Annotated in this window: 24 protein-coding genes and 2 pseudogenes; 15 read left to right on the top strand and 11 right to left on the bottom strand. The window is 54.0% G+C overall.

What is annotated here, in order from left to right; translation table 11 throughout:
* Positions 1-9: 9 nt before the first annotated feature.
* From EH206_RS21855 to EH206_RS21890, 8 genes and pseudogenes are all read left to right on the top strand, one after another.
* Positions 10-471 (top strand): phage tail protein, encoded by a 462-nt coding sequence (locus EH206_RS21855; protein ID WP_009114935.1) that lies wholly within the window; start codon positions 10-12, stop codon positions 469-471.
* Positions 468-1106 carry a phage virion morphogenesis protein gene (locus tag EH206_RS21860; RefSeq protein ID WP_009114936.1) on the top strand — a complete coding sequence of 213 codons (639 nt, stop codon included), beginning with the start codon at positions 468-470 and terminating at the stop codon, positions 1104-1106. Before EH206_RS21855 ends, EH206_RS21860 begins: the two co-directional genes overlap by 4 nt.
* Entirely contained in the window at positions 1103-1684 is a 582-nt protein-coding gene (locus tag EH206_RS21865) for a phage baseplate assembly protein V (RefSeq protein WP_009114937.1), read from the top strand. The genes EH206_RS21860 and EH206_RS21865 overlap by 4 nt, the downstream gene beginning before the upstream one ends.
* Positions 1681-2049, top strand: coding sequence for a GPW/gp25 family protein (locus tag EH206_RS21870; RefSeq protein ID WP_009114938.1), 369 nt, complete (start codon positions 1681-1683; stop codon positions 2047-2049). The genes EH206_RS21865 and EH206_RS21870 overlap by 4 nt, the downstream gene beginning before the upstream one ends.
* Positions 2036-2932 carry a baseplate assembly protein gene (locus EH206_RS21875; protein ID WP_009114939.1) on the top strand — a complete coding sequence of 299 codons (897 nt, stop codon included), beginning with the start codon at positions 2036-2038 and terminating at the stop codon, positions 2930-2932. The genes EH206_RS21870 and EH206_RS21875 overlap by 14 nt, the downstream gene beginning before the upstream one ends.
* The gene (locus EH206_RS21880; protein ID WP_009114940.1) at positions 2925-3533 is read left to right on the top strand and encodes a phage tail protein I; all 609 of its coding nucleotides are present in this window, start codon (positions 2925-2927) and stop codon (positions 3531-3533) included. The genes EH206_RS21875 and EH206_RS21880 overlap by 8 nt, the downstream gene beginning before the upstream one ends.
* Positions 3530-4039: pseudogene (locus tag EH206_RS21885) on the top strand (phage tail protein); the annotation flags it as partial. The gene EH206_RS21880 and the pseudogene EH206_RS21885, both read left to right, overlap by 4 nt.
* Positions 4040-5550: 1511 nt before the next feature.
* Positions 5551-5829 carry a hypothetical protein gene (locus EH206_RS21890; protein ID WP_009114942.1) on the top strand — a complete coding sequence of 93 codons (279 nt, stop codon included), beginning with the start codon at positions 5551-5553 and terminating at the stop codon, positions 5827-5829.
* 74 nt (positions 5830-5903) lie between these two features.
* Here the strand turns inward: EH206_RS21890 and EH206_RS21895 are convergent, their stop codons facing one another.
* From EH206_RS21895 to EH206_RS21920, 6 genes are all read right to left on the bottom strand, one after another.
* Positions 5904-6395, bottom strand: a complete 492-nt coding sequence (locus tag EH206_RS21895; protein ID WP_009114943.1) for a phage tail protein — start codon at positions 6393-6395, stop codon at positions 5904-5906.
* A gap of 12 nt (positions 6396-6407) precedes the next feature.
* Positions 6408-9356: a phage tail tape measure protein gene (locus tag EH206_RS21900; RefSeq protein ID WP_009114944.1), complete on the bottom strand. Its 2949-nt coding sequence runs from the start codon at positions 9354-9356 to the stop codon at positions 6408-6410.
* Positions 9343-9429 (bottom strand): GpE family phage tail protein, encoded by an 87-nt coding sequence (locus EH206_RS23715; protein WP_425456684.1) that lies wholly within the window; start codon positions 9427-9429, stop codon positions 9343-9345. The genes EH206_RS21900 and EH206_RS23715 overlap by 14 nt, the downstream gene beginning before the upstream one ends.
* Before the next feature lie 74 nt (positions 9430-9503).
* Complete coding sequence (locus tag EH206_RS21910; protein ID WP_009114946.1) at positions 9504-9812, bottom strand: hypothetical protein; 309 nt, start codon at positions 9810-9812, stop codon at positions 9504-9506.
* Positions 9813-9937: 125 nt separating this feature from the next.
* Entirely contained in the window at positions 9938-10453 is a 516-nt protein-coding gene (locus EH206_RS21915) for a phage major tail tube protein (protein WP_009114947.1), read from the bottom strand.
* Positions 10454-11638 (bottom strand): phage tail sheath subtilisin-like domain-containing protein, encoded by a 1185-nt coding sequence (locus EH206_RS21920; protein ID WP_009114948.1) that lies wholly within the window; start codon positions 11636-11638, stop codon positions 10454-10456.
* Positions 11639-11783: 145 nt separating this feature from the next.
* Here EH206_RS21920 and EH206_RS21925 point away from each other — a divergent pair, with 145 nt between their 5' ends.
* From EH206_RS21925 to EH206_RS21940, 4 genes are all read left to right on the top strand, one after another.
* Positions 11784-12935 carry a phage late control D family protein gene (locus EH206_RS21925; protein ID WP_009114949.1) on the top strand — a complete coding sequence of 384 codons (1152 nt, stop codon included), beginning with the start codon at positions 11784-11786 and terminating at the stop codon, positions 12933-12935.
* A 36-nt stretch (positions 12936-12971) separates the two neighbouring features.
* Complete coding sequence (locus EH206_RS21930; RefSeq protein WP_009114950.1) at positions 12972-13220, top strand: Ogr/Delta-like zinc finger protein; 249 nt, start codon at positions 12972-12974, stop codon at positions 13218-13220.
* A gap of 120 nt (positions 13221-13340) precedes the next feature.
* Positions 13341-13673, top strand: coding sequence for a zinc ribbon domain-containing protein (locus EH206_RS21935; protein ID WP_009114951.1), 333 nt, complete (start codon positions 13341-13343; stop codon positions 13671-13673).
* A 4-nt stretch (positions 13674-13677) separates the two neighbouring features.
* Entirely contained in the window at positions 13678-14421 is a 744-nt protein-coding gene (locus tag EH206_RS21940) for a type VI secretion system-associated protein TagO (RefSeq protein ID WP_009114952.1), read from the top strand.
* Between the two features lie 195 nt (positions 14422-14616).
* Here EH206_RS21940 and EH206_RS21945 read toward each other — a convergent pair.
* The 3 genes and pseudogenes from EH206_RS21945 to EH206_RS23145 form a co-directional block, all read right to left on the bottom strand.
* Positions 14617-15035, bottom strand: a pseudogene (locus tag EH206_RS21945) (DUF4760 domain-containing protein); the annotation flags it as partial.
* A gap of 630 nt (positions 15036-15665) precedes the next feature.
* Complete coding sequence (locus EH206_RS21950; RefSeq protein ID WP_009114953.1) at positions 15666-17201, bottom strand: flavocytochrome c; 1536 nt, start codon at positions 17199-17201, stop codon at positions 15666-15668.
* A 229-nt stretch (positions 17202-17430) separates the two neighbouring features.
* Complete coding sequence (locus EH206_RS23145) at positions 17431-17589, bottom strand: hypothetical protein (protein WP_168709102.1); 159 nt, start codon at positions 17587-17589, stop codon at positions 17431-17433.
* Between EH206_RS23145 and yhjD the strand changes: the two genes are divergently transcribed.
* Positions 17526-18530 (top strand): inner membrane protein YhjD, encoded by a 1005-nt coding sequence (gene yhjD, locus EH206_RS21955; protein ID WP_009114954.1) that lies wholly within the window; start codon positions 17526-17528, stop codon positions 18528-18530. The two genes, EH206_RS23145 and yhjD, sit on opposite strands and share 64 nt — an antisense overlap.
* Before the next feature lie 193 nt (positions 18531-18723).
* The gene (gene kdgK, locus EH206_RS21960; protein WP_009114955.1) at positions 18724-19656 is read left to right on the top strand and encodes a 2-dehydro-3-deoxygluconokinase; all 933 of its coding nucleotides are present in this window, start codon (positions 18724-18726) and stop codon (positions 19654-19656) included.
* Between the two features lie 19 nt (positions 19657-19675).
* Here the strand turns inward: kdgK and EH206_RS21965 are convergent, their stop codons facing one another.
* Positions 19676-21178, bottom strand: coding sequence for a M16 family metallopeptidase (locus EH206_RS21965; protein ID WP_009114956.1), 1503 nt, complete (start codon positions 21176-21178; stop codon positions 19676-19678).
* Positions 21179-21684: 506 nt separating this feature from the next.
* On the opposite strand from EH206_RS21965, the gene acrD reads away from it, so the two are divergent.
* The gene (acrD, locus tag EH206_RS21970) at positions 21685-24798 is read left to right on the top strand and encodes a multidrug efflux RND transporter permease AcrD (RefSeq protein WP_009114957.1); all 3114 of its coding nucleotides are present in this window, start codon (positions 21685-21687) and stop codon (positions 24796-24798) included.
* Positions 24799-24902: 104 nt separating this feature from the next.
* Here the strand turns inward: acrD and EH206_RS21975 are convergent, their stop codons facing one another.
* Positions 24903-26201 carry a dicarboxylate/amino acid:cation symporter gene (locus EH206_RS21975; protein WP_009114958.1) on the bottom strand — a complete coding sequence of 433 codons (1299 nt, stop codon included), beginning with the start codon at positions 26199-26201 and terminating at the stop codon, positions 24903-24905.
* Between the last annotated feature and the right edge of the window lie 236 nt (positions 26202-26437).

Consider the following 26437-nt stretch of genomic DNA (forward strand, 5'->3'; position numbering starts at 1 on the left):
GGGAAAGTAATGCTAAAAGCTGAATCATTGCGCGCGGCGCTGACAGAGAAAAACCGTTGGTGCAAAGCCAACCCGGAGGGCGTAACCGTCTGGGTTGAAAAGGGAACGATTGAAATAGCCGGCGATGATAGCTCCTTCATGTACCGCTACCCGATCAGCGTCTTTGCGATGGACTACCCCGGCAATATTGACGATCTCACGTTGCCGATCCTGGACTGGCTGCGCATTAATCAGCCCGATCTGTTGCTGAACCCCGATAAAAACAAACTGATTGAATTCGATGCGGATATTGCCAGCGATGAAACCGCCGACGTTCTTTTCAAAATCCCGGTATGGGAACGGGTGATTGTTACGCGCGACGACAGCGGCGTAGTGACCGCCGAACACCTGGCTGAGCCTCGTCCGCGTCTGGGCGCCAGCGAGTGGGATGCAGCCTTTGAGGGTGAAATGGTTAAAGGAACTGACGCATGAGCGATAGCGATCTTTTTCATCAGCTTGATGATGTGTTTAACGGCATTCTGACGGGAATGTCCGCGCAGGGGCGCCGCGCATCGGCCAGGGCCATCGCGATCGCCGTGCGCCGCAGCCAACAGCAACGCATTGCGCGACAGCAGAACCCGGACGGGTCGCAGTATGAGAAGCGACGGTACCCAATAAAAAAAACGCATCGCCGCCTGCGAGTGGTGTATCGCGGCGATTTGCGTGAGTTGGTTGATTGGCGTCATACCACGGGACGGAATAACGCAAAAATGGTAACCGGTCATGACCTAGCAAAAGGTGCTGAGCGTTCATTTCGTAGATCTGATATTTCAGCATGGTTAGACATTGATTTAACTGAGACAAAAAAAAATGCAACTAAAAAGCAAGACATGTTTAGGCGACTTAGAACGTCGCGATGGTTGCGCGCAAGGTCAGATACCTCTGGCGCAACAATAGGTTTTTTCGGCATAGCCGCATATATCGCAAGAGTTCATCAGTTCGGCTTGCGGGACAGAGTTGGCGGTACGGCATCAGTTAACTACCCGCGCCGCGTGCTGCTTGGCCTGAACGAAGCAGACCGGCGGATCATCGCTGAGAAGATGATTGAATCAATGAGGTTGTCATGAGCGCCGAACTGTTCCGCTTGCTGGGTAACGTGCTGCGCGTCGGCACGGTAACAGAGATAGATGTTGATTCGTGGCGTGTCCGCGTCAATTCCGGCGAACTGAATACGGATTGGCTGCGTTGGCAAGCAACGCGAGCCGGGGCATTCAGTATCTGGATCCCGCCCTCTGTTGGCGAGCAGGTTCTGATGGGATGCATCGGCGGAAACCCAGAAACCGCCGTGATCCTCGGAAGTCTGTACAGCGACGAAAACCCGGCGCCAGGTAGCAGCATCAACGAATTGGTAATCAAAGCCCCGGACGGCGCCACGCTGCGTTATGACGCCGGAGCCGGCGCGCTGGAAGCCAACGGAATGAAGACGGCGCGCATCGTCGCATCAGTGGGTGTAACGCTGGAAACCCCGGTTGTTGAGTGTACCGATCATCTTGTTGCGAAAACCTTTTCGTTTACTGAGGGCGGGAACATGAAAGGCAACGTTAATCATTCAGGCGGCGCATTTAAATCAAATGACGTGCAGGTAGATAGCCATTCACACGGCGGAGTAATGAGCGGCCCGAGCTGGACGGTGGGAACAAAATGAGCGTGCGTTATACGGGAATGAACCCGAACGGGCTGGGAACGCTGACGGATAGTGATCATCTGTGGCAGTCAGCGCGAGACATACTGACAACGCCGATCGGATCCCGCGTGATGCGCAGAGATTACGGCTCTATCGTGCCGGATTTGATTGATGCCCCGCAAAACGAAGTGACGCGCCTGCAACTGATGAGCGCGACGGTTATTGCGTTAACGCGCTGGGAGCCAAGGATTGCACTGAACGCGGTAGATATAGTCTATTCCGCATCCGGCAAAGTAGAAGCAAATTTAACCGGGCTGATTACTGAAACGATGGAACTAAGCAGCGGAACAATAACGATAAAAGGGGGGAATAGTGGCAACGGTTGATTTATCACAGCTACCCCAGCCGCAGATCATCGAGACGCTGGATTTTGAAGCGATTTTGTTGGATGTAAAAGCGGTCATGATCGCCGCCTTCCCTGCTGACCAACAAGCGTCCGTGACGGCCGCGCTTGAGTTGGAGTCTGAGCCGTTAAACCAGATCGCGCAGGTCATAACGTACCGCGAATTGATGTTGCGGCAGCGGATTAATGACGGCGCTGCCGCCTGCATGCTAAGCCATGCGGTTTCTGGCGATCTGGATAATCTGGGGGCGAACCTGAACACGGAGCGATTAGTCATTACGGAAGCCACGGAAACAGCCGATGCAGTGATGGAAAGCGATGATGCGTTTCGCCTGCGAGCGCAGGCGGCATTTGAAGGGCTTAGCGTGGCCGGGCCAACGGCCGCATACGAATATTTTGCTAAAAGCGCCAGCGGGAAAGTTAAAGACGCGAAGGCGACCAGCCCGTCGCCCGCAGTGGTTGTTGTGTCTGTGCTTTCTTCAGATGGCGACGGCGCCGCATCTGCCGAGTTGCTTTCAATTGTTGATGCGGCGTTATCAGCCGAAGATAAGCGCCCGGTTGCTGACCGGTTGACAGTGCAGAGCGCCGAGATCGTCAATTATTCAATCAACGCCCTACTTTATTTTTACCCCGGCCCGGAATCAGAGCCGATACACAATGCGGCACAGGCTGCGCTGACGGCATGGATAAGTGCGCAGGGGAAAATCGGCCGTGACGTTGCACGTTCGGCGATCATGGCCGCGCTGCACGTGCAGGGCGTGCAGCGCGTAGAACTGATAGAACCGGTCGTTGACATTGTGATTGATGAAACGCAAGCGGCCTGGTGCGAATCTGTCGTTATTGGCGAGGGCGGCACGGATGAATAATAGCCTGCTGCCGCCCTCTTCCAGTGATTTTATGCGCCGCGTGACGCAAACCGCCGAAGTGCTTAGCGGTCTGGCAGTTGACATAAACACGCTGTGGAATGCGGACAAATGCCCGATTGATTTACTGCCCTATCTGGCGTGGGCGCTGTCAGTTGATCGCTGGGATAAGAATTGGTCGGAACAGACTAAACGGCAGGTAATAAAAGCGGCGTGGATGGTTCACAGGAAAAAGGGAACCATCACGGCTTTGCGCCGTGCGATCGAACCGTTCGGTTTTACCGTTCGTGTTATCGAGTGGTTCCAGAACGGCGGCGAGCCGGGGACATTTCTACTTGATGTCGGCGTTAACGATCAGGGAATCACGGGTGAGCTGTATTGGGAGCTTGAGCGACTTATCGAACAAGCGAAGCCCTGTTCGCGTCACCTTACGGGGCTGTCCGTTAGCCTTGACGTTAAAGGGGAAGCATACGCGGCGGCGGCGGGATACCTGGGCGATGAATTGACGGTTTACCCCTATATGCCGGAGATGATTAGCGTTACAGGGAAAAGTTATAGCAGCGCCGGGATTCACATTATTGATAATATGAGCGTAACAGCATGAGCACATACTTTGCATTATTGACAAATATCGGCACGGCAAAGCTGGCGAATGCCGCCGCGCTGGGCAATCAATTAAATATCACTAAGATGGCGGTCGGAGACGGTGACGGTGTTTTGCCAACCCCAAACCCGGCACAAACTGCGTTAATTAATGAGAAACGCCGCGCCGCGCTCAATATGTTGAGCATTGACCCGGCAAACGACAGCCAGATTATTGCCGAGCAGGTTATACCAGAATCCGAGGGCGGTTTTTGGATCCGTGAAATTGGCTTGTACGACGATAATAACGATCTGATCGCTATCGCGAACTGCCCGGAAACCTATAAACCGAAGTTGCAGGAAGGTTCTGGCCGGGTTCAGACCGTGCGCATGATTATTGTCGTCAGCAGTACCGACGCAGTAACGTTGAGAATTGACCCGTCTGTTGTCCTGGCGACGCGAACGTATGTTGATAATGCTGTTATCGAGGTAAAACAGCAATTAGCTTCAAGTGTCGGTGCCAGCATGATCGGCGTTTCACAAGGGGGTACGGTTCAAAGCGCGATATCTTTTTTGACGCCAGAAATGTTCGGCGCTGTTGGTGATGGTAAGACCGATGATCTCCCGGCGTTTAACAAACTAATCAGCTTCTTGCGCGCATCACAAACTAGTTATTTTGTTGCCGCATATGGCGATTACGCTATTTCTGATTCGATTAGCGTCTGGGGGATGGGTGCGGCACTTAATATGATAGTTCGCTCAATTAGACCAACAAAATCATGGGCTAATCCGTCAATCTATAAAGAAGCAAAACCGCTTTTTAGTATTGGCGGGAATGGGAATATGGTCGGGTTAAATATACGCTGCGTGCATGTCCACGGAGAAGAAAAGGCAGCGTGGATAAGCGTAATAAAACAAGGGGTTGGGGGTAGTTATTTCCATGCTGACAGGCTGAGGGGATGCGTGGGCGGCTATATTAGCAGAGCGCAAACGTGGCCGTCGGCGTCTAATCGTATTACCGGCGGCTTTTGGGATGGTTCGGACGGGATTGGCGTATGGGTCGAATACGGCTCAGGAAATGATACACCGATGACCGAAGGTACTATTGTCGATGTGAATTTTATTCGGGGATTCAACAAAGGCGGAGTGCTGTTGCGGCATGGCGCGCAATATTCAGATATTCGCGCGCAATTTGATTTTAATGGTCGGCATCTTTCTGAGTTAACCGTCAATGTAACAGACTTTAATGGGTTGGAGCGTGGATCGGACGTTTCAGACGGTTCGAATACAGCTGAGCTTATGGCATTGTATGAATATCCGGAAGGCACATTTAAAGTATTGATTAATGAGAATCACGACGTAAGCAATGATGGGTCTTTGTTCTCAGTTGGTCAAACCCTCAGTTCCGGAGAATGGAGCGGTATAATTACGGGGGTTAGGCAGCCAAGCGTAGATAAATGGTATCCGGATGTTATTCACGATTTTTACGGAGCAGCATTTGCTAAAGTTAAAATAAAATCGGGATATCTTGGCGGCCTGGTCGGCGGTCTGCTGCACTCATCTAACTTTGAATATTTCAATAGCAATACCGCGCTTACGAATGGTACTCAAGGAGCAATGTGGACTCATTCCGGCAAGATATTATCTTTGCGCGATGTCGCGCGCGGTGGCGCACAGGTACTTGATGTATCAGGTAGCTATTTAGCCCCATACCGACATATGAATATGCGGGACTATAGGATATTTGGTGTTGAAGTGTATGCCGCGCTAAGAAAATCAGTAGTCTATGATGTTCGGACATTCACGTTTGCCGGCAATGGGACTGTGAGTACAGTCAGAGAAGTGTGGCGCGCAACAATATCATGCACTCTTGATGGTGTGAGCGGAGAGTGTCTTATTTATGTGAGTTCTTCCGGGATCAATATTGTTAATAACACAATGAATGATGTAACCCTTAGCGTTTCTGGAATGAAATTTCAGGCCGTACAGGGCGCTCAGGACGTACTTGCAACTACGTTTAATTTTCAGAGGATTTTCTGATGAAAATAAAAGGAAAATTTAATTTTTTGTGTGGCGCAGAAAATGAAAAAAGTGAAGTTTCAGTCTATGAAAACGCGCATGGGGTAATTGATGAAAAAATTGATTGTGGTACTGAAATACAGGGATATATATCTATCTATTCCGATGAAAAAATGAATAAAGCAGTGTTCAGATTTCCCATATTAATATTAAAGCCATCGGAAGAGGGAAAGGCGGAAGAGGCGTTACTGATTGCAGCTATTGATGCAGCTTGTCAAGATATGAAATTATCCAAGTAATCAGGAATTTTATATGAAGCATAAACGCGCGATACGTGCAGCACAGCCTTTGCCGGCTGTGCTTTTTTATCCCATCAAGAAAGCAACCCGCCCGCCGCGGAGCTGGCCGCGTTAAATGCCTCCGTGGCGCCGCTGCGGATATTAGTCAGCACATCACTGAATGACGATGATTGCAGCCGTTCGCGGTAGTCCTCATCGACGCGTTGCAGGCTGATAGAAAACTCTATCTTTTTCGCGTTGCCGTAGCGGTCTAATTCCTCGTTTGTGCGCTGCAATCCGGTTAAAACATACATCCCGTAAATCTTCCCCGTCCCTTCAATCAGCGGCCATGGGCGTCCCATGTAGCCCATTGTCGTTAATGCCGATAGCGCCATGTTGCCGCCGGTGATTTCCGGGTAGAGAACGCCGCTAAGCGTGATCTGTGACTCACCAGCGCCGATATATTGCCAGCTTGCCGATCGGTTGACGCGATCATTCTTCACGTGGCGCCACTGCTGGGAATGCTGCAATTGCTGGTACGGTACGGTTTTGAGGGCAAACACAAACATGCCGAATACCATCATCATAATATTTTCTCCTTAATCCTGGTCGCGGAATGCGCCGCGCCGGGTGCGCTCTCTTTCGTTGAGGATTTGCCTTATTTTCTGTTCAACAAGCTGCGCCAGCTCGCGCGGATCCTGTTTGCCAACATCGTTAAACACCAAGTTGAACGATGGCGCCGCGCCGGGTGACGTGGCAATGGGCGCCGTGGAACCCTGGCGGATGGGTTGCGTAGTAATGTCCTGCATCTGCTGAGAAACAACGCGCGGCACTTTCTGCGCGGCGACGCGCGTTTCCTGCCAGGCACCTTGCACGGCGAAAGCGCGAGGAAGATTTTTAAAGACGATATCCCCCGGCCCTATCCGCTTTTTGGTTTCATCCAGCAAGCCACTGGTATTGTCGGAAATTTTTTGCAGACGCCGCTGGGTGCCACTTTCCCCCGTTAGAGCCGGTGCCGGGGTTGTGACAGCAGGCGGTTTATTGCTGCCATCGCTGAGCGGCGACCAGTTCCACCCTTTCTGAACCATTTTTTTCTGCTGCGGATCCCATTCCCACATAGCAGGGTCTTTTTTCAGGCTTTCCGCTTTAAGACGAGCGGCATCCATTCCAGCGGGTATCAGGTCGAGTTTTTCCAGTACCCAGCCGATCCCCTCCATTAGTTTTTGCAACGGCCAAAGGAGCGCATTAAGCGCAGCGCCAAGCACGCGCCCGAAGCTCTCCCCGGCACTGGTGCATTTCTCCAGTGATTCGCGGGATGATTCTATCGGGGTAGAGAGTTGCTTAAACCAATCCCACAAGCGGGAAACAGCGGCGCCGATGGCGTCAAAGACTGGCGACAATGAGGCGAAAGCGTCGCGGAACGGTTGCAGCGACTGCATAACACCGGAAAAGAAACCGCCAAAAAATGCTTTGATCGGCTCCCAGAATCGCCAGATGAGCAGGCCGGCCGCGACAAACGCCGCACCGATCAGGCCAATAGGACTAAGAAGCAGCGACAAGGCGACGCCAAGCGCCGAAACCGCGCCGCTAATCAGTCCCCACAGCGCAGGAAGCCCGGTTAAACGCAGCATCAGCATACCGATGCCCTTACCCAGCGCGGCAAGCGACGACAGCGGCGACGTGAAGGCGGCAAACAGCATGCCGCGCAACGGCATGAGTAATCCCGGCAGACGGCCAAATCCTGCGGCCAGCGACTTCATCACCTGCGACCAGCCGCCGATCCGCGTCATAGAACTGCCCGCCACGCCGCCGAGCGTGCGGAACATGGCGATCGTACCGCCGATGCCTCGCCCGCCAGTCAACAGAGTGAAACCAAGTTGCAGTTTAGCCAATGGCCCCATCAGGATCCCCAGCGCCAGCGACGTCGCGCCGATTGCCGCCGTCAGCGCCAGGCCGCCGCCGCCGACAAGTAGCAACGTTTGCGTAAGTTTGGGGTTTTCTTTCGCCCACTCCATCATGCTGTTAATAACGTTGCTCAGGCTTTGCGTTAACGCGCGCAGCGGGCCGTCGATAAGTTCCTCGATCTGTATGCGGAACCCTTCCCAGGCGCTGTCTAGTTCTTTGAGATCGCCGCTCAGGTTATCTGCCATTTTCTTTGCGACGGCTATCGCTTCACCACCGGAGTTTTTCAGATCGTCAGAGAGTTTACCAAGCGCCCCGCTGCCGGCCGATTGAACCAGCGTTTGCAGCCCGACGAATGCTTCCTCGCCCGCAATATCTTTAAAGAAAGATACTTGATCGACGTCGCCATATTTTTTTGTGGCTTTATACAGATCGCCCAGCACATCCTGCATGGGGCGCATCTTGCCTTGCGCATCCGCAACCGACACGCCAAGCTCTTTCAATGCCGACGCTGCGGCTTTGGGGGGTGACGCAAGTCGGGAAAGGCTGGCGCGCATCGCGGTGCCGGCATCACTGCCGCGAATGCCGTTATTTGCCAGCATGCCGGCCATAGCGGCGGCATCCTCAAGGCCGATCCCCAGCTTGGATGCAACAGGCCCGGCGTACTTCATCGTATCGCCCAGACTGCGCAGGTCGGTGTTGGTTCGGGTGAATGCGGCGGTCAATGTGTCACTGACCCGATCCATCTGGCTGGCATCGAGCGAAAATTGAGACAAGACGTTAGAACCAATATCAGCGCTTTCACCCAGATCCATGCCGCCGGCCAGCGCCATATTAAGCACGCCGGGCAAGGCGTCTTGGATAGATTGCGGCGTAAAGCCGGCCATCGCTAAGAACGCCTGGCCGCTGGCCGCATCGCGCGTAGAAAATGCCGTTTCGGCGCCGAGTTTCTTTGCCTGGTCGCGCAGCGCTCCCATTTGTTGATCGCCTTTGTCCAGCCGGGTTAACGCCTGAACGCGAGACATTTCCTCATCAAAGCCCACGGCCGGCGCCAGAAAGCGCCCGCCGGCATAACCCGCAGCCGCAGCGCCCAATGCGGCGCCAGTGCCAGAGCTGCGCAAGTTACCGGCCGTCTGCCGCATCTTGTCGTAACGAGCGCGCGCCGTAGTGACGGCAGCAAGTTGCCGCCGCTCTCGTTCAAGGGATTGGCTGTATTGTTCTGTGCGTCGGATGGCGCTTTGAATCGCCCCGCTGCCGCTGGAAAGCGTAACGCCATGCTGGCGCAGCGCCTGCCCCACCTCGCGGAGTTTGGCTGTTTGCGCACTGTAGGCGGTGGAAAGCGTGGTTATCTTTGTGCGCAACCCGTCAAGTTTCGCACGCTGCGCATCAGACAGGGTGCCGGTTTCTTTCAGCCGCTGGCTTAGCCCTGCCGCTTCACGCTGGGCCTTATTGAGTTTTTGCGCGGTGTCGTTGGTGCTGTTGCGCAGCTTTTGAAAAGAGGTGCTTTGCGACTCCAGGCTTTTGATCGCCGCCTGGGTTTTTTTGATGGATTCAGAAAGACCGCCCGCGCTATTACGGGCGGCATTGACGGGGCGGGTAAACTTATCAATGGCGCTAAATGCGACACGGATATCAAGGCTCTTCATCTTGATTGGCTCCACTTCTGACAGCCGCCCGCTCACGCCAGGCTATCAGCTCGCAAAGCTCCATGCCGTACATTTCCGAGAGCGGCCAGTGAAAAATAGTGGCGATATCTGCGATCAGATCCTCCACACGGTCAAACAGCAGGACGGTTACTGATCCCCCGTCTCCGCCTCGCTCTGTTCGGCAGGCGCCTGCGGCGCTAAAAAAGGCACCAATGCCTCATTCAGTCGAACAAAATCGGAAGTCGGCAGGCTGGCGATTTCGGGCAGGGTAAGCGCCGGCGCAGTGACGCGGGTTAACAGCGTTGATACGGCGTCAAAGTCCAGATTGATTACGTCACCCAGGCGCAGGCCGCGCAGCGATCCGGCCTGTTTGATGGCGTCGGTAATTTCAACCTGATTAACGTCGCCGCTTTTGCGCTTAATGGACGCCGTGAGCGCGATTGTTTTTGCGGTCATGTTTTTCTCTCCTGGCGGTTAGCGCCGCCATTTAAATATTGAAAGTTGGCCGGAACAGTCAGCAATGACTATGTTTGCCGGCATAGCCACGCCCCCGCCGGGAAGTGTGGCGCCGGCGTTATGGGTTAGCCGCCCAGACCGAGCGCTGAACGCACACGATCCGGGTAAAGGTTTTCGTTGTTGCGCTTGTAAATGAAGTTGAGCAAATCAAACTCAAGCAGCGGCTGGTCATCAATAGACAGCTTGTAGTACGTGTTTTTGATGGCGTAAGTCTGGTTGGTATCATCGCCCTGCTTTGAGTCGCCGCCGTCGATTTCCGTAATGCGCCCGCGCATCTCAACCTCGACAATCGAACTGGTGCCGCCGGTGTAAAACTCGCCGACAAAGCGCAATTTTAGCTCGTCGATATCGCCGCCGTATTTCAAAATCAGTTGTTCCTCAAAACCGCCGACCTGCATCGACGCATCAAGCGCGCCAGAGTCAAGGCCGAGATCGACAGCCGCGGCGCCAATCATCCCGCCGCCCTGAAAATCTTCCGTTTTGCGCGTCACTTTCGGCAGCGTCACGCTGGGGATCTTCCCGATATAGTTGTCGCCATCCACGAAACAAGTGAACAGCCGGAGCTTTTTAGGTACGGCCATTTACGCGCCCCCCAATGAAGAAAAAGCGGTTTCAAAATACTGATCGGTGAAGGTTTGATACAGGCTCAAATCTTCCAGCGGCGGGACCGGCGTATAGTTGTAACGCACAATGCACTTGCCCTGGCGTAACCCGGTCGTTGGGTTATCAACGATGTCGAACCAGCACGCCGCACCGATCAGTTTTCCGGCAGTGACTAATGCCTGCAATTTGGCATTAATGCCGCTCACCACGTCTTTAACGTTGGCCGGCGTCAGCGGTTTATCAACGGTGGTGAATTGCGCCTCCGCGATGCTGTCGGCCAGGATCTGCGCGGTACGGGTGTACACCTCAAAGATGTACTCTTTATCGGGATCGGTGGTGCGGTTGCCCCAGAACCGGAACCCGTCGCGCTTAATCAGCGTGGTGATTTCGTGCGCGTTCAGTTCGTTGGCGTCGGAATCTTCCGCTTGCAGCGCCCAGAACACATCTTTTGCAATTCCCAGCACATTGTTAACGGCAACGTTAGACAAGGATTTGTGCCAGCCCTGCGTGTTATCAATCGACGCGCGCAGGCCGCAGGCATACGCCACCGCGGGGAATTCCTCGTTTTGCCCGGTCAGCGAGTTATACGCGATGAAGTTGGGCCAGATTGGCATTACTTCCCGGTAGTTCAGCGTTGTGCGGTACTCTTTCGCTTCCGCGATGGTTTCGCAGTCGTGGCAATAAGCGTAAACGAATGCCCGCAGTTTCTGCGCGATAACGCAAAGCTGGGTAGCAACTTCTATCGTGTCGTAGTCGGGAACGGAAAGGATGCGCGGGCGATAGCCGGTTTTCTGTTCCGCCGTCAAAAACGCGTACATGCCGGTATAGCTGCCATCAGCCGCAGTGCCGCCGATCACAAGCTGTGATTGCGTTTGATTGCCCTCGCCTTCCTTTGCCTCCGCCACGCGCACCACGATTACTTTAGGGCTGCATTGGTCGGAAATGGCTTTCAGGCTTTTGTAAAGCGAGCCAGTTTTCCCCGCTTTACCCAGCACGTTATTTACGCGCGTGATAAGTACGGGGGTATTAAGCGGGAACGTGTCAGCGTCTGCATCGTCAGCAACGCCCACAATGCCAATGACCGTTGAGTCAATGTCATTGATGGCCGTTACCAGATCGGTGTTTTCGCGGACACGAACGCCGTGGAAAAAAGCGTCAGTCATGTTTGCCACCTCGTAGTGAGTTCAGGGTGATGTTCCACGAAAACAGTAAAGCAAACACGCGCTTAAGGTTGTTGCAGACAGGCGACAACAAATGACAGTTTGCCGCCTCGCGCGCGCATGAAACTATTTGCGTCGGGGGTGAAAAATGGCATTCAGTAATTTGACGGATATTCAGCAAACGCTGAAATCAGGGGTTTCAGATCTCGATAACGCACTGACGGAAGCCGTTAAGGTTCCAGGCTTTAACATCACAATGGGCGGAAAAACGCTGCTATTGCTGGATGAACGGCTGATTTCGCTTTCAATGACGGACAACCGGGGGTTTGAGGCCGATCAGGTCACGCTTTCCGTTGACGATACGGACGGGCGCATTAACCTGCCGCCACGCGGCGCCGAGTTATCAGTATCAATGGGATGGAAAGGCGAAGCGCTGGTCTATAAAGGGCTTTTCATTGTTGATGAGGTGGCGCATTCAGGGCCACCGGACACTATCGAGATCACAGCCAGAAGTGCTGATTTTCGCGACGAGTTTAACGTCAAGCGCGAGGTGTCATGGCATGACGTGACGGTAGAGCGCGTTGTATCAGCTATCGCGCACCGCTACAGCCTTAAGCCCTACATCAGTACGCAACTAATGGATCTGGAGATCGACCACGCAGACCAGACACAAGAAAGCGATATGTCGTTCTTAACCCGCATGGCCGATATGCTGGGCGCCATCGCCACGGTAAAGAATGGGTGCCTGCTGTTTATTCTGCCAGGCGGCGGCGTGAGCGCATCCGGCAAACCATTGCCGGCAGCGGAAATCACCCGTTCAAGCGGCGATCGTCACAGTTTCCGCATTGCGGATCGTGATGCCTATACCGGCGTCAGAGCGTATTGGCTGGATCTGAATTTTGGGAAAAAGAAAAAGGTCAGCGTAAAAAAGCGAACAACCAGGGCAACAAAAAAGAAACAGGAAAAAAGCAGCAGCCGCGAAGGCGATTACATGGAGGGCGCAGACGGGAACGTCTACGTGCTGCGGAAAACCTATCAGAACGAAACAGCAGCCAGGCGCGCGGCAGCGGCGAAGTGGCAGCAGTTGCAACGCGGCGCAGCGCAATTCTCTATTACCCTGGCGCGGGGCCGGGCCGATCTCTATCCGGAAGTGCCGGTATCAGTCAGTGGTTTTAAGTCGGATATTGATAATCAGGAATGGATAATATCGCGCATTGAGCACGTTATTGACGGCAACGGCTTCACATCACAATTGGAGTTGGAGGCAAAAATCGCTGACTGGATAGCGGAAAGTGACTAGAATGGAATTGAGTCAAACCCCGCCGGGGATTCAATCATGTTTATTTGCCCTCATTGTGGCGCCGTCGCGCGCACGCGTACCAGTCGCCAGCTCAGTGAAATGACAGTGCGTCAATATCATCAGTGTCAAAATCTGGAATGCAGTATCACATTCACGACGCTTAACAGCGTTGAACGCCTGGTTACAGCCCGCACCAGATGCGAGGATGTGCCGCCGGACTTTGTGCCAAAAGACGCGTTTCCATCATCACATTACGGCCGCGATCAATTAAACCTCGCCATCTAAAACAAAGCCCCGAAAATTCGGGGCTTTGTTTTCCGTGTTGTCAATTGACTAAACTCTGATAAACACCTTATAAATGCAAGCATTAAGTAAAGTTAAGCATAAAAACGTAAGGGGTATGTCATGGCATTAATTAGTTGTTCTGAGTGTAAAAAGGAAGTCAGCGATACGGCATTTAAGTGTCCGTCATGCGGGAAACAATTAAGAAAACCGACTCGATCGCTCTTTGGCAAATTAGTTAAATGGATCTTTATTTTGTTTAATATTTTCATGATTTATAGCGCCTTTGTCGGGATTGGTGGTAGCGGGGAAGTGATTCAATCTGCCGGTTCTGATGCCGAGAGAGCGGGTGCAGCAATCGGGACGGGCATAGGTTTATTTATGCTCGGAACGATATGGGTAATTGGCGATATTATCATCGGGATGTTTGTATTTTTGACCAGGCCAAAGGGGTGATTGCATGAAAAACGGATTTTGGTATGTTGCCGCTGGTTGTATCGCACTTGCCGCTCTGTCGGTTGGAGCAAAGGCAAGCTCAAAGAATTTCGACGGCGTACTACATTGCAGAAAAATAGAAAGTGGAATAGATCGGATTGGGTGCTATGACAAGTCACTGCCTCCGACATATACAAAGAACGATCAGAAGCTGGAAGACCGGGATCAGTGCCAAGATGAGACGAACGGAACAAAACGTCTTGCCTGTTATGATAGGTTTTTCCCGACGACATTTACTAAAAGCAAGGTGAGCGACCAACCAACGCCAGAAAACAAAGGGAGTTGGAGTGTTCATACAAAAATATCGCCAATTGATGATTCGCAAAACGTCGTTGTTTCATTGGGTGCCAATGAAACATTTGCATCACCGTTTGGGGGATCAGTAAGGCCGGAGTTGAATATTTTGTGCCGCGAGAGGAAAACAGAACTGTACATCAATTGGGATGTATATCTCGGGCTTGATGAAACAAGGATGTTGCACAGGCTGGATAAACAGAAAGCCGTTACCAGAACATGGTCAATATCAACAGACACGAAAGCGGTTTTTTACAATGGAAGAACAATTGATTTCATTAAGAGCTTAATGTCTGCGGAAAAGATGTATGCTCAGATCACTCCGTACAACGAAAACTCCGCAGCGGTTACATTTGACCTAAAGGGATTATCGGAAGCCATTAAGCCGCTACAAAAAGCCTGCGGTTGGAAGTAACTAAAGAAGAGTAAGCCCGCTGAAGCGGGCTTGTTTGTTCGATGTGGTCAACGTGTGGACATTGAAAGAAATAAATCCTTTTATTTCATATATATACAGGGATAAATTCTACACCATCCCTGTCTTTTGCCCTCCATGATGGAGGGCTTTTTTTTGGGGAGTGATTACCGAATCATCGATGTAAAAAAGAGGCCGCTAGTTCTTCTCGAGTGGTTTTGCTTTCCACCGTTTAACAAGCCATTCAAATTCTTGATAGGTAGTTTCTGAGTTGATTTTTTCGCGTATAGCTTTTATCAAGGGCTCTGCAATGTCATAGGTTTCAATGACTGTCGAAAAAGATGTACGCTTTATCATCTTTTCATCGTAGATGCCCTCCCTAATGCTGACGGCTACCCTTTCGTAAAAATTCAGGATGTACTGAAATTTACGTCGCTCGTCCATATCTTCTTCAGTAATCTGCTTATCATCAGAGGGAAAAACATAAGCCCGGAAAGATTTATTAGACCGATGAGCTTGTTTCAACACATGAAGTGACTCGGTGTACTTTACATCCTGGCGACTTTCAAAAAGAAAGTTTGCCGTCTGTGTTTTTTCGCAGTACGCACGTTATATACCCGTCATACTTCAAGCCGCAGATGCGTTGGCTGCGCTCAGTCACCCGAATTACTTACCTGAGTAAGCTCATCGGGATTCCCTCCCTTGCCGCCTTCCTGCAACTCGAATTATTTAGGGTATAGATGATCGCGAAAATGGCGACCAGCACACCAAAAAACACCAGTAAATTGCTAATTATCTGAAGGATTGCTGCGTCAAAAGTCATTATTCATCATCCATGAATTGTTCATCATCCATAAAAAAGGCGGGGTTATCATGCCCCGCCTCACAGAGGTTAACTTCGGCTTAGAAACCATCAAATTCATCAAACATCTTACTCACTTGTGTTACCTCCTCTTATAAAAGCAAGCCCAATACAATAAGACGAGCTTAGCTTCAAAAATCATCATTTGAATAACTTTCAAATGGCTTTTAAACAGCTTTTGAAAGCCTTTAAACGAATACGCCAACGTTACCTTACTGGTAATTTTGAGTCAAATTCTACAGTGTCTTTGCATGCGCAAGACCCACACAAATTTGCACAATTTTTCCACGTTAATAAATTCCATCCCGCCTCCAGTCCCCGCACGAATTCGCAATAGCCGACATCGCCGTTTGGCGGCCGCCGGCAGGCGGCCTGCCTTTCACGCTCACACGGTAAGCGCGGCGTTTTTCCCGGCGATGCGGCCGAAAACAATGCAGTCCGTCATGGCGACGCTGCCGAGCCTCACCGCGCCGTGCACGCCGCCGACGGTTTCACCGGCGGCATACAGGCCGGGGATAGGCTTGAGATCGAAGCCGATTACCTGGGCATCCTTGTTAATCGCCAGCCCGCCCATGGTGTGGTGCACCCGCGGCCACAGGCGCGCGGCGTAAAACGGCGGCGTGACGTTAGGCGCGGCATCCTTGAAGATCATACAGCCAAGGTCCGGATCCTGTTCATTATGCTGCTCGATAAACGAATTCCAGCGTTTCACCTGTTCGGTAAATGCCGCTACCGGCATCTGATAGGCCTGCGCCAGCTCTTCCAGGGTGTTGAACATTTTTAACGATCCGTTTTTCAACGCCCCCTCCCGCTGTCCCGGATCGACCATGTTCATGGTATTGGTTTTATCGGCGATAATCACCGCCGGATGACCCAGCAGGATAATCGCATCGGCGCGTTCCTTACGGTTGCCCGTCTCTTTGAAGAAGCGTTTTCCGCTGGCGGGATCAACCATCAGGCCGTAGCCGACGATGCGCTCCACAAACTGCGGGACATAGCCGAACCCCTGTTCGTCGGGGCTGGTCCAGGGCCCCAGTTGGATCCAGTCCATCTGCGTATCCAGCGCGCCCACCATACAGGCCGCCATAATCGCCTCGCCGGTGGCCCCCGGATGATTGGTGGAGGTGAACTCCTCGGTCAGCCTGGGATCATACATCTGGCGTAACGCCACGCCTTGTGAAAACCCGCCGGATGCCAGCACCACGCCTTTGGTGACGCGGATGTAGGCGATAGCGCCGGAGTCCTCGTCCGGAAATTTGTAGCGCCGTTTGACTTCGGCCCCGATAACCCTGCCATCCTGGTCGACGATCAGGCGCAGCAGTTTGGTGCGCTGTTCAATCACCGCGCCCAGTTCCCTGGCTTTCTGCTGCTGTTTCATAATCAGGCCAGAACCGGAACGCTGCACCAACTGGTGCGCGCGCTTTACCGAATGGCCGCCGTGGTAGTTGACGACGTTAAACTCCGCGCCGATACTCTGCGCCCATTCGAGGGCTTCCACCGAATATTCAGCCACGGTTTTGGCCAGTTGCGGATAATTGAGCCAGTTGCCCGCTTTCATCATGTCCTGATACATCAGCTCCGGCGAATCCTGAATGCCTGCTTCCTTTTGCATTTTGGATCCCGCGGCGGCCAGATCCCCGCCGTTAAGCACGGAATTCCCCCCCAGCAGCGGCATTTTGTCAATAATCAGTACGCCTGCCTTGGCGTTACGCGCCTCAATCGCGGCGGCCAGCCCGGCGAACCCGGTGCCGACAATCAGCACGTCCACCGTGGTGTCCCACTTCTGCGGTATCGGCACCGGGCCGGGCACCGCCTGCGCCGGCCGGGATAACGCCACGCCCCCCAGCGCGCCGATAACGACGCCGGTCGATTTCAGAAAATGACGGCGGCTCTGCGGATCGGATATTGGTTTTTTGCTCATTGAATTATCTCCATGTTCAAAAACGGTAAATCACGATAAAAAATACGCTGGATAATTCGTCAGATAACCTGGGTAAAACCACCGCGTTTCATCACTATTGGAATATTTCATAGGCGCGTGATGAAATACGCGTCGGCAGGTAAATTATTGAACGGCTAAGCGCCTGCCGACATTTCAACATAAAATATAGGGATTTAAACGTGAGTCCACTCTCACTGCGATGATTGACTCAGCGAAACAGAGGTAATTCGGCAATTGCCGTAACATTCTCATCTTGTTGGTTATAATCAATCTCACAGCAACCCTGACCGCAGGAGAAGATCAATGCCAGCACCGGCAGACCCGGAACACCATTCTCATCCGGCCCCGACAGAAGATAAACCGTCATCGCCACGCACCCTCGTGACCCGGACCCAACGGTGGGTGAAACGTATTCAAGCCATTCCCAGCGTGGCGCATGTGATCCGTGCGGGCGAACGCTTTAATGACCGGATGGGCAATCAGTTTGGCGCGGCGATTACCTATTTTTCCTTTCTGTCGCTGATACCGATACTCATGGTCTCCTTTGCTGCGGTGGGTTTTGTGCTGGCCTCCAACCCGGACCTGCTGACCGAGTTGATTAACCGCATCGTCAACAGCATCAGCGACCCCAATCTGGCGAATACGCTGAAAAATACGGTGAATACCGCCATTCAGCAACGCACCACCGTCGGGATCACCGGGTTGCTTATCGCCCTTTATTCCGGCATCAGCTGGATGGGAAATTTACGCGAGGCCATCCGCGCGCAGTCGCGCGACGTCTGGGAACGCAACCCGCAGGATGAGGAGAAGATTTATTTTCAATATACCCGGGATTTTCTGTCTCTCACCGGGCTGATGGTGGCGCTGGTCGTAACGCTGTTCCTGACATCCGTCGCCGGAACGGCGCAGGATATTATCGTCAATGCGCTGGGCTTGGGGGGAATTGAATGGCTGCGCCCCGCGCTGACCCTGATCGCCTTGTCAATCTCCATTTTCGCCAACTACCTGTTGTTTTTATGGATATTCTTTGTGTTGCCGCGACATAAGCCCAAACGTAAGGCGCTGTTCCGCGGGACCTTGATCGCCGCCATCGGTTTCGAAGCCATTAAATTCGCCATGACCGTCGCGCTGCCTAAACTGGCGAGCTCCCCTTCCGGGGCCGCTTTCGGTTCCGTTATCGGCCTGATGGCATTTTTCTATCTGTTTGCCCGGCTGACACTATTCTGCGCCGCCTGGATTGCCACCGCCAATTATAAAGGCGATACCTCGACGGACCGTAATCAACGGCAGGACGAGGCGCGGAAATAGCGCGCCGGCGATATCTGCCCAGCAGATTTTATTCGTCGGGGAAAATGGATCGGAAGACGTTGATTTTTCGATCCCCGTCATGAAAAAATAAAACAGCATTTCAAGACTATTGACTCAGCGTCTCGTTATATTGAGACTGACGGTGATTCCCGCGTTGTATCGACGTCTTCTTTTTTCAAACAGGTCAGCAGTGATGACAACCAATAACATCGCCGTCATCGGCGAATGCATGATCGAACTGTCGCAAAAAGGTACGGATCTTAACCGCGGCTTTGGCGGCGATACGCTGAATACCGCCGTGTATATTGCGCGCCAGGTCAGGCCCGAAGCATTGGGCGTGCACTACGTTACCGCGCTCGGCACCGACAGCTTCAGTGAAGAGATGATTGCCGCATGGCAAAAAGAGGGGGTTAAAACCGATCTTACCCAGCGGCTGGAAAATAAACTGCCCGGTTTATATTTTATCGAAACCGACGACGGCGGCGAGCGTACGTTCTACTACTGGCGTAACGATGCCGCCGCCCGTTACTGGCTGGACAGCGCCGACGCCGAAAAAATCTGCCGGCGTCTGGCGCGCTTTGAGTATCTCTATCTGAGCGGCATCAGCCTGGCGATCCTCAACGGCGCAAGCCGCCAGCGTCTTTTAGCCTTATTGCGCGCCTGCCGCGCCAACGGCGGTAAGGTTATTTTCGACAACAACTATCGTCCGCGCCTGTGGCAAAGCCGGGAAGAGGCGCAACAAGCCTATACCGACCTGTTGTCCTGCACTGATATCGCCTTTCTGACGCTGGATGATGAAGATATGCTGTGGGGCACCCAGCCCGTCGGCGCGGTGCTTGAACGGACACACGGTTTAGGCGTAACGGAAATCGTGATCAAGCGCGGCGCCGACGCCTGCCTCGTTTCACAACGGGGACGGGAATTGATCGACGTTCCCGCCGTGAAGCTGCCGAAAGAGAAAGTGGTCGATACCACCGCCGCGGGCGACTCCTTCAGCGCCGGGTATCTGGCGGTGCGTCTGAACGGCGGCGACGCGCGGGAAGCCGCGCTGCGCGGCCACCTGACCGCCAGCACGGTTATCCAGCATCGCGGGGCGATTATCCCGCCGGAAGCGATGCCGGCCTAAGCGCGGCTGCCGCCTGAGATTATTGCGCGGCGGGCGCCGCCGCTTCCTCCTGCGGTTTGGGCTCCTCTTCCGCCGCGGCCGGCGCGGCGGCGGCATCCGGCGTCATTATCCGGCTATAGGCCGTCTGCAGTTCCTTCATATTCACTTCCGGTTCACCCTGCTGCTGTATCAGCATCAGCGTGGCCTCTTGTGAAAGCTGCTGGTGCAACGCCTGATTCAGCGTATCCAGCGTCAACGAAGAGAGATAATGCTGCCGCAGTTTCTGATACTGCTCCGGCGCGATATCCACCACGCCATTCTGCTGCGAGCGCAAACGCTGCTCCATCAGCACATCGGTGCCGGTGCGGGCATAGGTGGCGAACAATTTGCCCAGTTCGTCCGTTTTACGCGTTATCAGAGCGTCAAACTCCTGCTGCGTCAGCCCGTTGTCCCGCAGCGCCGCCAATGTCTGGGCCATAAAGGTCATGCCCGGCATCACGCTGTCGATGCCTGGAACGTCCATATGAATGGCGCACTGCGCGCGGGTATAAAGCACGTTACAGTCAAAACGCAGGTTGTTGTCTTTCTGCTGACTTTTTTGCAACGCCTGCTGCACATGCCAGAACAGGGCTTCCCGCGCCAGATCGCTGCGCCAGTAACGGGCCAGCGTCTCGGAGTCGCGAATCGGGTGCCACGGCGTATCCCATACCAATGACAAGGTATCCTGCTGAACGTTGTTATTTATCAGGCTGATAGCATGAGGCGGCAACGGGCTTAGCGTCGGCACCGGCGCGGGGGCTGCGCGTTTGCCCTGCAGAGATGAGAAGGCTTTACCGATTTGATCGACAATGCCGCGCTGATCGACATGGCCGACGACATACAGCGTCATGGCGTCCGGCGTATACCAGGTTTTATAAAATTGCTCCAACTGTTCAGGGTTTAGCGGCGGTTTCACCGCCTGTCCGGGATCGTGAGCCAATAGCGCGGACCCCTTCAATCGATAACGCCAGGCGGGATCCTGCGGATTAATCGGGAATTGCGCCACCGGATCGGGCAGGTTTAATGCTGCATGGATGTGTTGATCGCTGATAGCCAGCTGTCCGGCGGTTTCCGACAGCCAGTTTAAGGCCTCTTTCATCAGTTCCGGTCGGTTATTCGGCAGGCTCAGGTTGTAAAACGTGAAATCATATGAGGTGACGGCCGGCGGCAGAGAACGCGTGGCGTTATCTTGTTGTTGCCATAGGGAGGGCAACTGCGCGGCCGAAAAATCATCGCCGGGCGTTAACGCCAAGCGGGGAAGAAAATGCGCAAACCCGATTTGCTGAGCGTTTTCCACCAGCGAGCCGGTATTTACCATCAGGCGTAGCTCGACCCTGTCTCCCGGACGCTGCGGCGTAGTCAGTAACTGCCAGGTAAAACCATTATCAAGTTTACCCTGCAGCCAGGCAGGATCGGGTTGTAGTGTTTCAGCCTGCACATTGCTGCCTCCGATAACGGCCAGCAAAACTCCACCAACTAAAAGACCTATTTTGGTGCCCTGCATGTGAACCCCTACTTAAATAACTATGCAAAACATAACGTGATTGTTGTTGATCATAACAGCGGCCTTGCGTTTGCCACCAAACACTCTCGTGGATGCATCACGGCAAATGAAAGAGGCGAAGTGTACCATTCCCTTGGACCACGCGCTTTTATCTATGTCACTGCATAGGGCGAAATAATATTCGGAAAGAAGAAATATTGAGCTGAAACAGATTGGCATCAGGCCCGATGATGCGCGCTGTCTTATCGGGTAAAGGCGACGCCGAAAGCGCGCGTCCACAGGCGGCCCTGCCTGGGGCGGCATAATGGCTAATGCGGCCGATAAATTGCGACCGGCATACACAGACCGACATTTTACGACGATAATTTACACTTTCTCCTTAATTTTTCCACGATTCTCCGCGCGTTAGCGGCTAAAGTGATTTACAGCCGACGTGCGCCGCGCAACGCAGCAATGGTCTTTGCCCGTTCACCGCCTATACAACACAGCCGAGGAGTTGCATTTCGATGGCGAATTTTTTTATCGATCGCCCTATCTTTGCCTGGGTGTTGGCAATCCTGCTCAGCCTGTGCGGTGCGCTGGCGATCGTTTCACTGCCCGTCGAACAATACCCCGACCTCGCGCCGCCCAGCGTGCGGATTAGCGCCAACTATCCCGGCGCTTCCGCCCAAACCATTGAGAATACCGTGACGCAGATTATCGAGCAGAGCATGACCGGGCTGGATAATTTGATGTATATGGCTTCCGACAGCAGTAATACCGGACAGGCAAGGATAACGCTCACCTTTGAAGCGGGAACCAATCCGAATGCAGCCCGCCAGCAGGTGCAGAACCAGCTGCAATCCGCCCAGCGAAAACTTCCGCAGGCGGTGCAGCAACAGGGGGTGACGGTCAGTAAAACCGGCGAAAGCAATATCCTGATGATCGCCTTTGTTTCTACCGACGGCAGCATGGAGAGACAGGATATCTCGGACTATGTCGCCAGCAATATTCAGGAACCGCTCAGCCGCATCAACGGCGTCGGCGAAGTGGACGCCTATGGCTCGCAGTATGCGATGCGTATCTGGCTCGACCCCTTGAAGCTGACCGATTACTCGCTCACCACCGAAGATGTGGTGTCCGCCATTGAGTCGCAGAATAGTCAGATTTCCGTCGGTCAGGTGGGCGGAACGCCGTCGGTGGATGACCAGACATTGAATGCCGCCATCAATGCCCAGTCATTATTGCAAACCCCGCAGCAGTTTCGCGATATCACCCTGCGCGTCAACCTCGACGGCTCCGCGGTGACGCTGGGCGACGTCGCCGACGTCGAACTTGGCGCGGAAAGGTATGACATTCTCAGCCGCTATAACGGCCAGGCGGCTTCCGGCCTGGGGATAAAACTGGCCGCCGGTGCCAACGAACTGGAGACGGATAAACTGGTGCGCGCCCGGATCGCGGAGCTATCGCCTTACTTTCCCCGCGGCCTGGAAGCCAAAATCGCCTTTGAAACCTCGCCTTTCGTCAAGGCTTCCATCATTGACGTGGTGAAAACTCTGTTTGAAGCGGTACTGCTGGTTTTCCTGGTGATGTATCTGTTTTTACAGAACTTCCGCGCCACCCTGATCCCCACCATCGCCGTGCCGGTGGTGCTGCTTGGCACCTTTGCGGTGCTTTACGCCTGCGGATTCAGCCTCAATACCCTGACCATGTTCGCGATGGTGCTGGCCATCGGCCTGCTGGTGGACGACGCCATTGTGGTGGTGGAAAACGTCGAGCGCGTCATGAGCGAGGAAGGACTTTCCCCACGCGAAGCGACGCGCAAGTCGATGCGGCAGGTTCAGGGCGCTCTGGTGGGGATCGCGCTGGTGCTGTCGGCGGTTTTTGTCCCGATGGCCTTTTTCGGCGGGACGACCGGGGCAATCTACCGCCAGTTTTCCATTACCATCGTTTCATCGATGATCCTGTCGGTGCTGGTGGCGATGATCCTCACCCCGGCGCTGTGCGCCACCCTGCTCAAGCCCCTGCCCAAAGGCCAGCATCACGGCCGCAAAGGCTTCTTCGGCTGGTTTAACCGCGTTTTCAACCGCGGTACGCTGCGCTATGAACGGGGCGTGGCGAGAATCCTGCGCCGCAGCGGCCGCTGGATGCTGCTTTATCTTGGCATCATCGGCATTATGGCGTTGCTGTTTATCCGGCTGCCGACGTCATTTCTGCCGCAGGAAGACCGCGGCGTCTTTATGACGCAGGTGCAGTTGCCGCCCGGCTCGACGCAGCAGCAGACATTAAAAGTGGTGCAAAAGATCGAGCAGTATTACCTCAGCGAAGAAAAAGAGAATGTCACATCGGTATTCGCCACCGTCGGCGCCGGCCCCGGCGGCAACGGACAGAACGTCGCCCGCCTGTTTGTGCGCCTGAAAGACTGGGACGAGCGCACCAGAGCGCAAGACACCTCCTTTGCCATTATCGAGCGCGCCACCAGGGCTTTCCGCGACATCAAAGAGGCCCGGGTTATCGCCAACAGCCCGCCGGTGATAACCGGCCTGGGCAACGCGGCCGGCTTTACCATGCAATTGCAGGATCACGCCGGGCTGGGCCACGATCAATTTATGCAGGCGCGCGACCAGTTGTTAGCCATGGCCGACGGTGACCCGCGCCTGACCCGGGTGCGGCATAACGGCCTGGATGACAACGCGCAGCTGAAAATCGATACCGACCAGCGCAAGGCGCAGGCGCTGGGCGTGTCGATCGACAGTATCAACAACGTGTTGCAAACCGGCTGGGGCTCCACCTACGTCAATGATTTCATCGATCGCGGACGGGTGAAAAAGGTCTATGTTCAGGCCGCCGCCAAATATCGCATGCAGCCGGACGATATCGGCAAATGGTATGTCCGCAACGGCGATGGCGGGATGGTGCCTTTCAGCGCTTTCGCGCAAACCTCATGGGAGAGGGATTCGCCGCGTCTGGAGCGTTATAACGGCTACTCCTCGCTGGAAATCGTCGGCGAGGCCGCGTCGGGCGTCAGCACCGGGACCGCCATGGATATCATGGAAGCGCTGGTGGAAAAACTACCGCCAGGCCTCGGCCTGGAGTGGTCGGGCATGTCCTATCAGGAAAGGCTGACCGGCACGCAGACGCCGGCGCTGTACGCCATTTCGCTACTGGTGGTGTTCCTGTGTCTGGCGGCGCTGTATGAAAGCTGGACCGTACCTTTTTCCGTGATGCTGGTGGTGCCGCTCGGCGTGCTGGGCGCGCTGCTCGCCACCCTGGGCCGGGGATTGGAGAACGACGTCTATTTCCAGGTGGGGCTGTTGACCGTTATCGGCCTGGCGGCGAAGAACGCCATCCTGATCGTCGAGTTCGCCAATGAGCTGAACCAGCGCGGGCGCGATCTGGTCGAGGCGACGCTGGAAGCGTCGCGTCAGCGGCTGCGGCCAATACTGATGACCTCGCTGGCGTTTATTTTCGGCGTGCTGCCGATGGCCATCAGCAACGGCGCGGGCTCCGCCAGCCAGCATGCGGTAGGCACCGGCGTGATTGGCGGCATGCTGTCCGCGACCATCCTGGCCGTCTTTTTTATACCGCTGTTCTTTGTGGTGGTGCGCAGACGTTTTCCGCTGCGGGAGAGAGGGGAATAAATCATGCGGCGATGCGGAAATGGACGGCGTCACATCCGGCAAACCTTCCCCACCGCGCCAGCGCGCGATGGGGAAAGATTCACGACAAAAGCATCAGGCGGGGATTATGACAGCGTGGTCGGCTGCGTGGTTTTTCCGCCGTTATCATCATCCTTGCCGGAAAGTACCGCGTCCATCTGCTTCGCATCCAGCTCATGGCAATACTTCGCAACGACGATGGTGGCCACGCCATTGCCAATCAGGTTGGTCAGCGCGCGGGCTTCCGACATAAAGCGGTCAATGCCCAGAATCAACGCCAAACCCGCTACCGGCAGATGGCCTACCGCCGAGAGCGTGGCGGCCAGCACGATAAATCCGCTGCCGGTAACGCCCGCCGCCCCCTTGGAAGAGAGCAGTAAAACCACCAGCAGGGTAATCTGATGCCAGAGATCCATATGGCTGTTGGTCGCCTGCGCAATAAACACCGCCGCCATGGTCAGGTAGATGGACGTACCGTCAAGATTGAACGAGTAGCCCGTCGGGATCACCAGACCGACCACCGATTTCTTACACCCGACTTTCTCCATCTTCTCCAGCATGCGCGGCAGCACTGATTCGGAAGAGGAGGTCCCCAGCACGATCAACAGCTCTTCTTTGATATAGCGAATGAATTTGAGGATGCTGAAGCCGGTGGCCTTGGCGATACTGCCCAGCACCAGGAACACGAACAGCAGGCAGGTTATATAGAAGCAGGCGATCAGCTGACCCAGTTGCACCAATGTCCCTAGCCCATATTTGCCGATGGTGAACGCCATGGCGCCGAACGCGCCTAAAGGAGCCAGGCGCATGATCATATTAATGATGCCGAAAATCACCCTGGAGAAACTTTCGATCACGTCAAAGATCATTTTTCCTTTTTCGCCCAGCCGATGCAGCGCAAAGCCAAACATCACCGCAAACAGCAGCACCTGGAGAATATTGCCGCTGGCGAAGGCGCCTACCGCGCTTGAAGGGATCACATCCAGCAGGAACGGGATCAGCCCCTGCTGCGATGCCTGCTGGGTATAAACGGCGACGGCGGAGGCATCCAGAGAAGCGGGATCGATATTCATGCCGGCGCCTGGTTTTACCACGTTGACCACTATCAGGCCGATGATCAAGGCAATCGTACTGACAACTTCAAAATACAGCAGGGCGGCCGCGCCGGTTTTACCCACTGACTTCATGCTTTCCATGCCGGCAATACCGGTCACCACGGTACAAAATATGACCGGGGCGATGATCATTTTAATTAATTTTACAAATCCATCGCCCAGTGGCTTCATCTGCTCGCCGATTTCCGGATAGAAATGGCCCAACAGTATCCCTACCGTAATGGCAGTAAGCACCTGAAAATAAAGACTTTTAAAAATAGATGTTTTCATACGCACGTCCTATGGTGGGGAAACACAGGCGGACGATAAAGTAAGTATAGTAAACACCACCTGTGGTTGCGCCGGAAAATAACACCGCAGTAATAGTCTGGATATGTTTTATAACTTTAGTTTGTGAACAGTAGGTTAAAAATAAGAGCTGAATCGCTTCATTAATAGTAAACATTAAACAATGATGCAATTTATTTGTAACATGATACGGAATTATCCCGTTGTTGCCGCTGGTT

The organism is Brenneria nigrifluens DSM 30175 = ATCC 13028 (assembly GCF_005484965.1).
In the GTDB taxonomy this organism is placed as follows: Bacteria; Pseudomonadota; Gammaproteobacteria; order Enterobacterales; family Enterobacteriaceae; genus Brenneria; species Brenneria nigrifluens.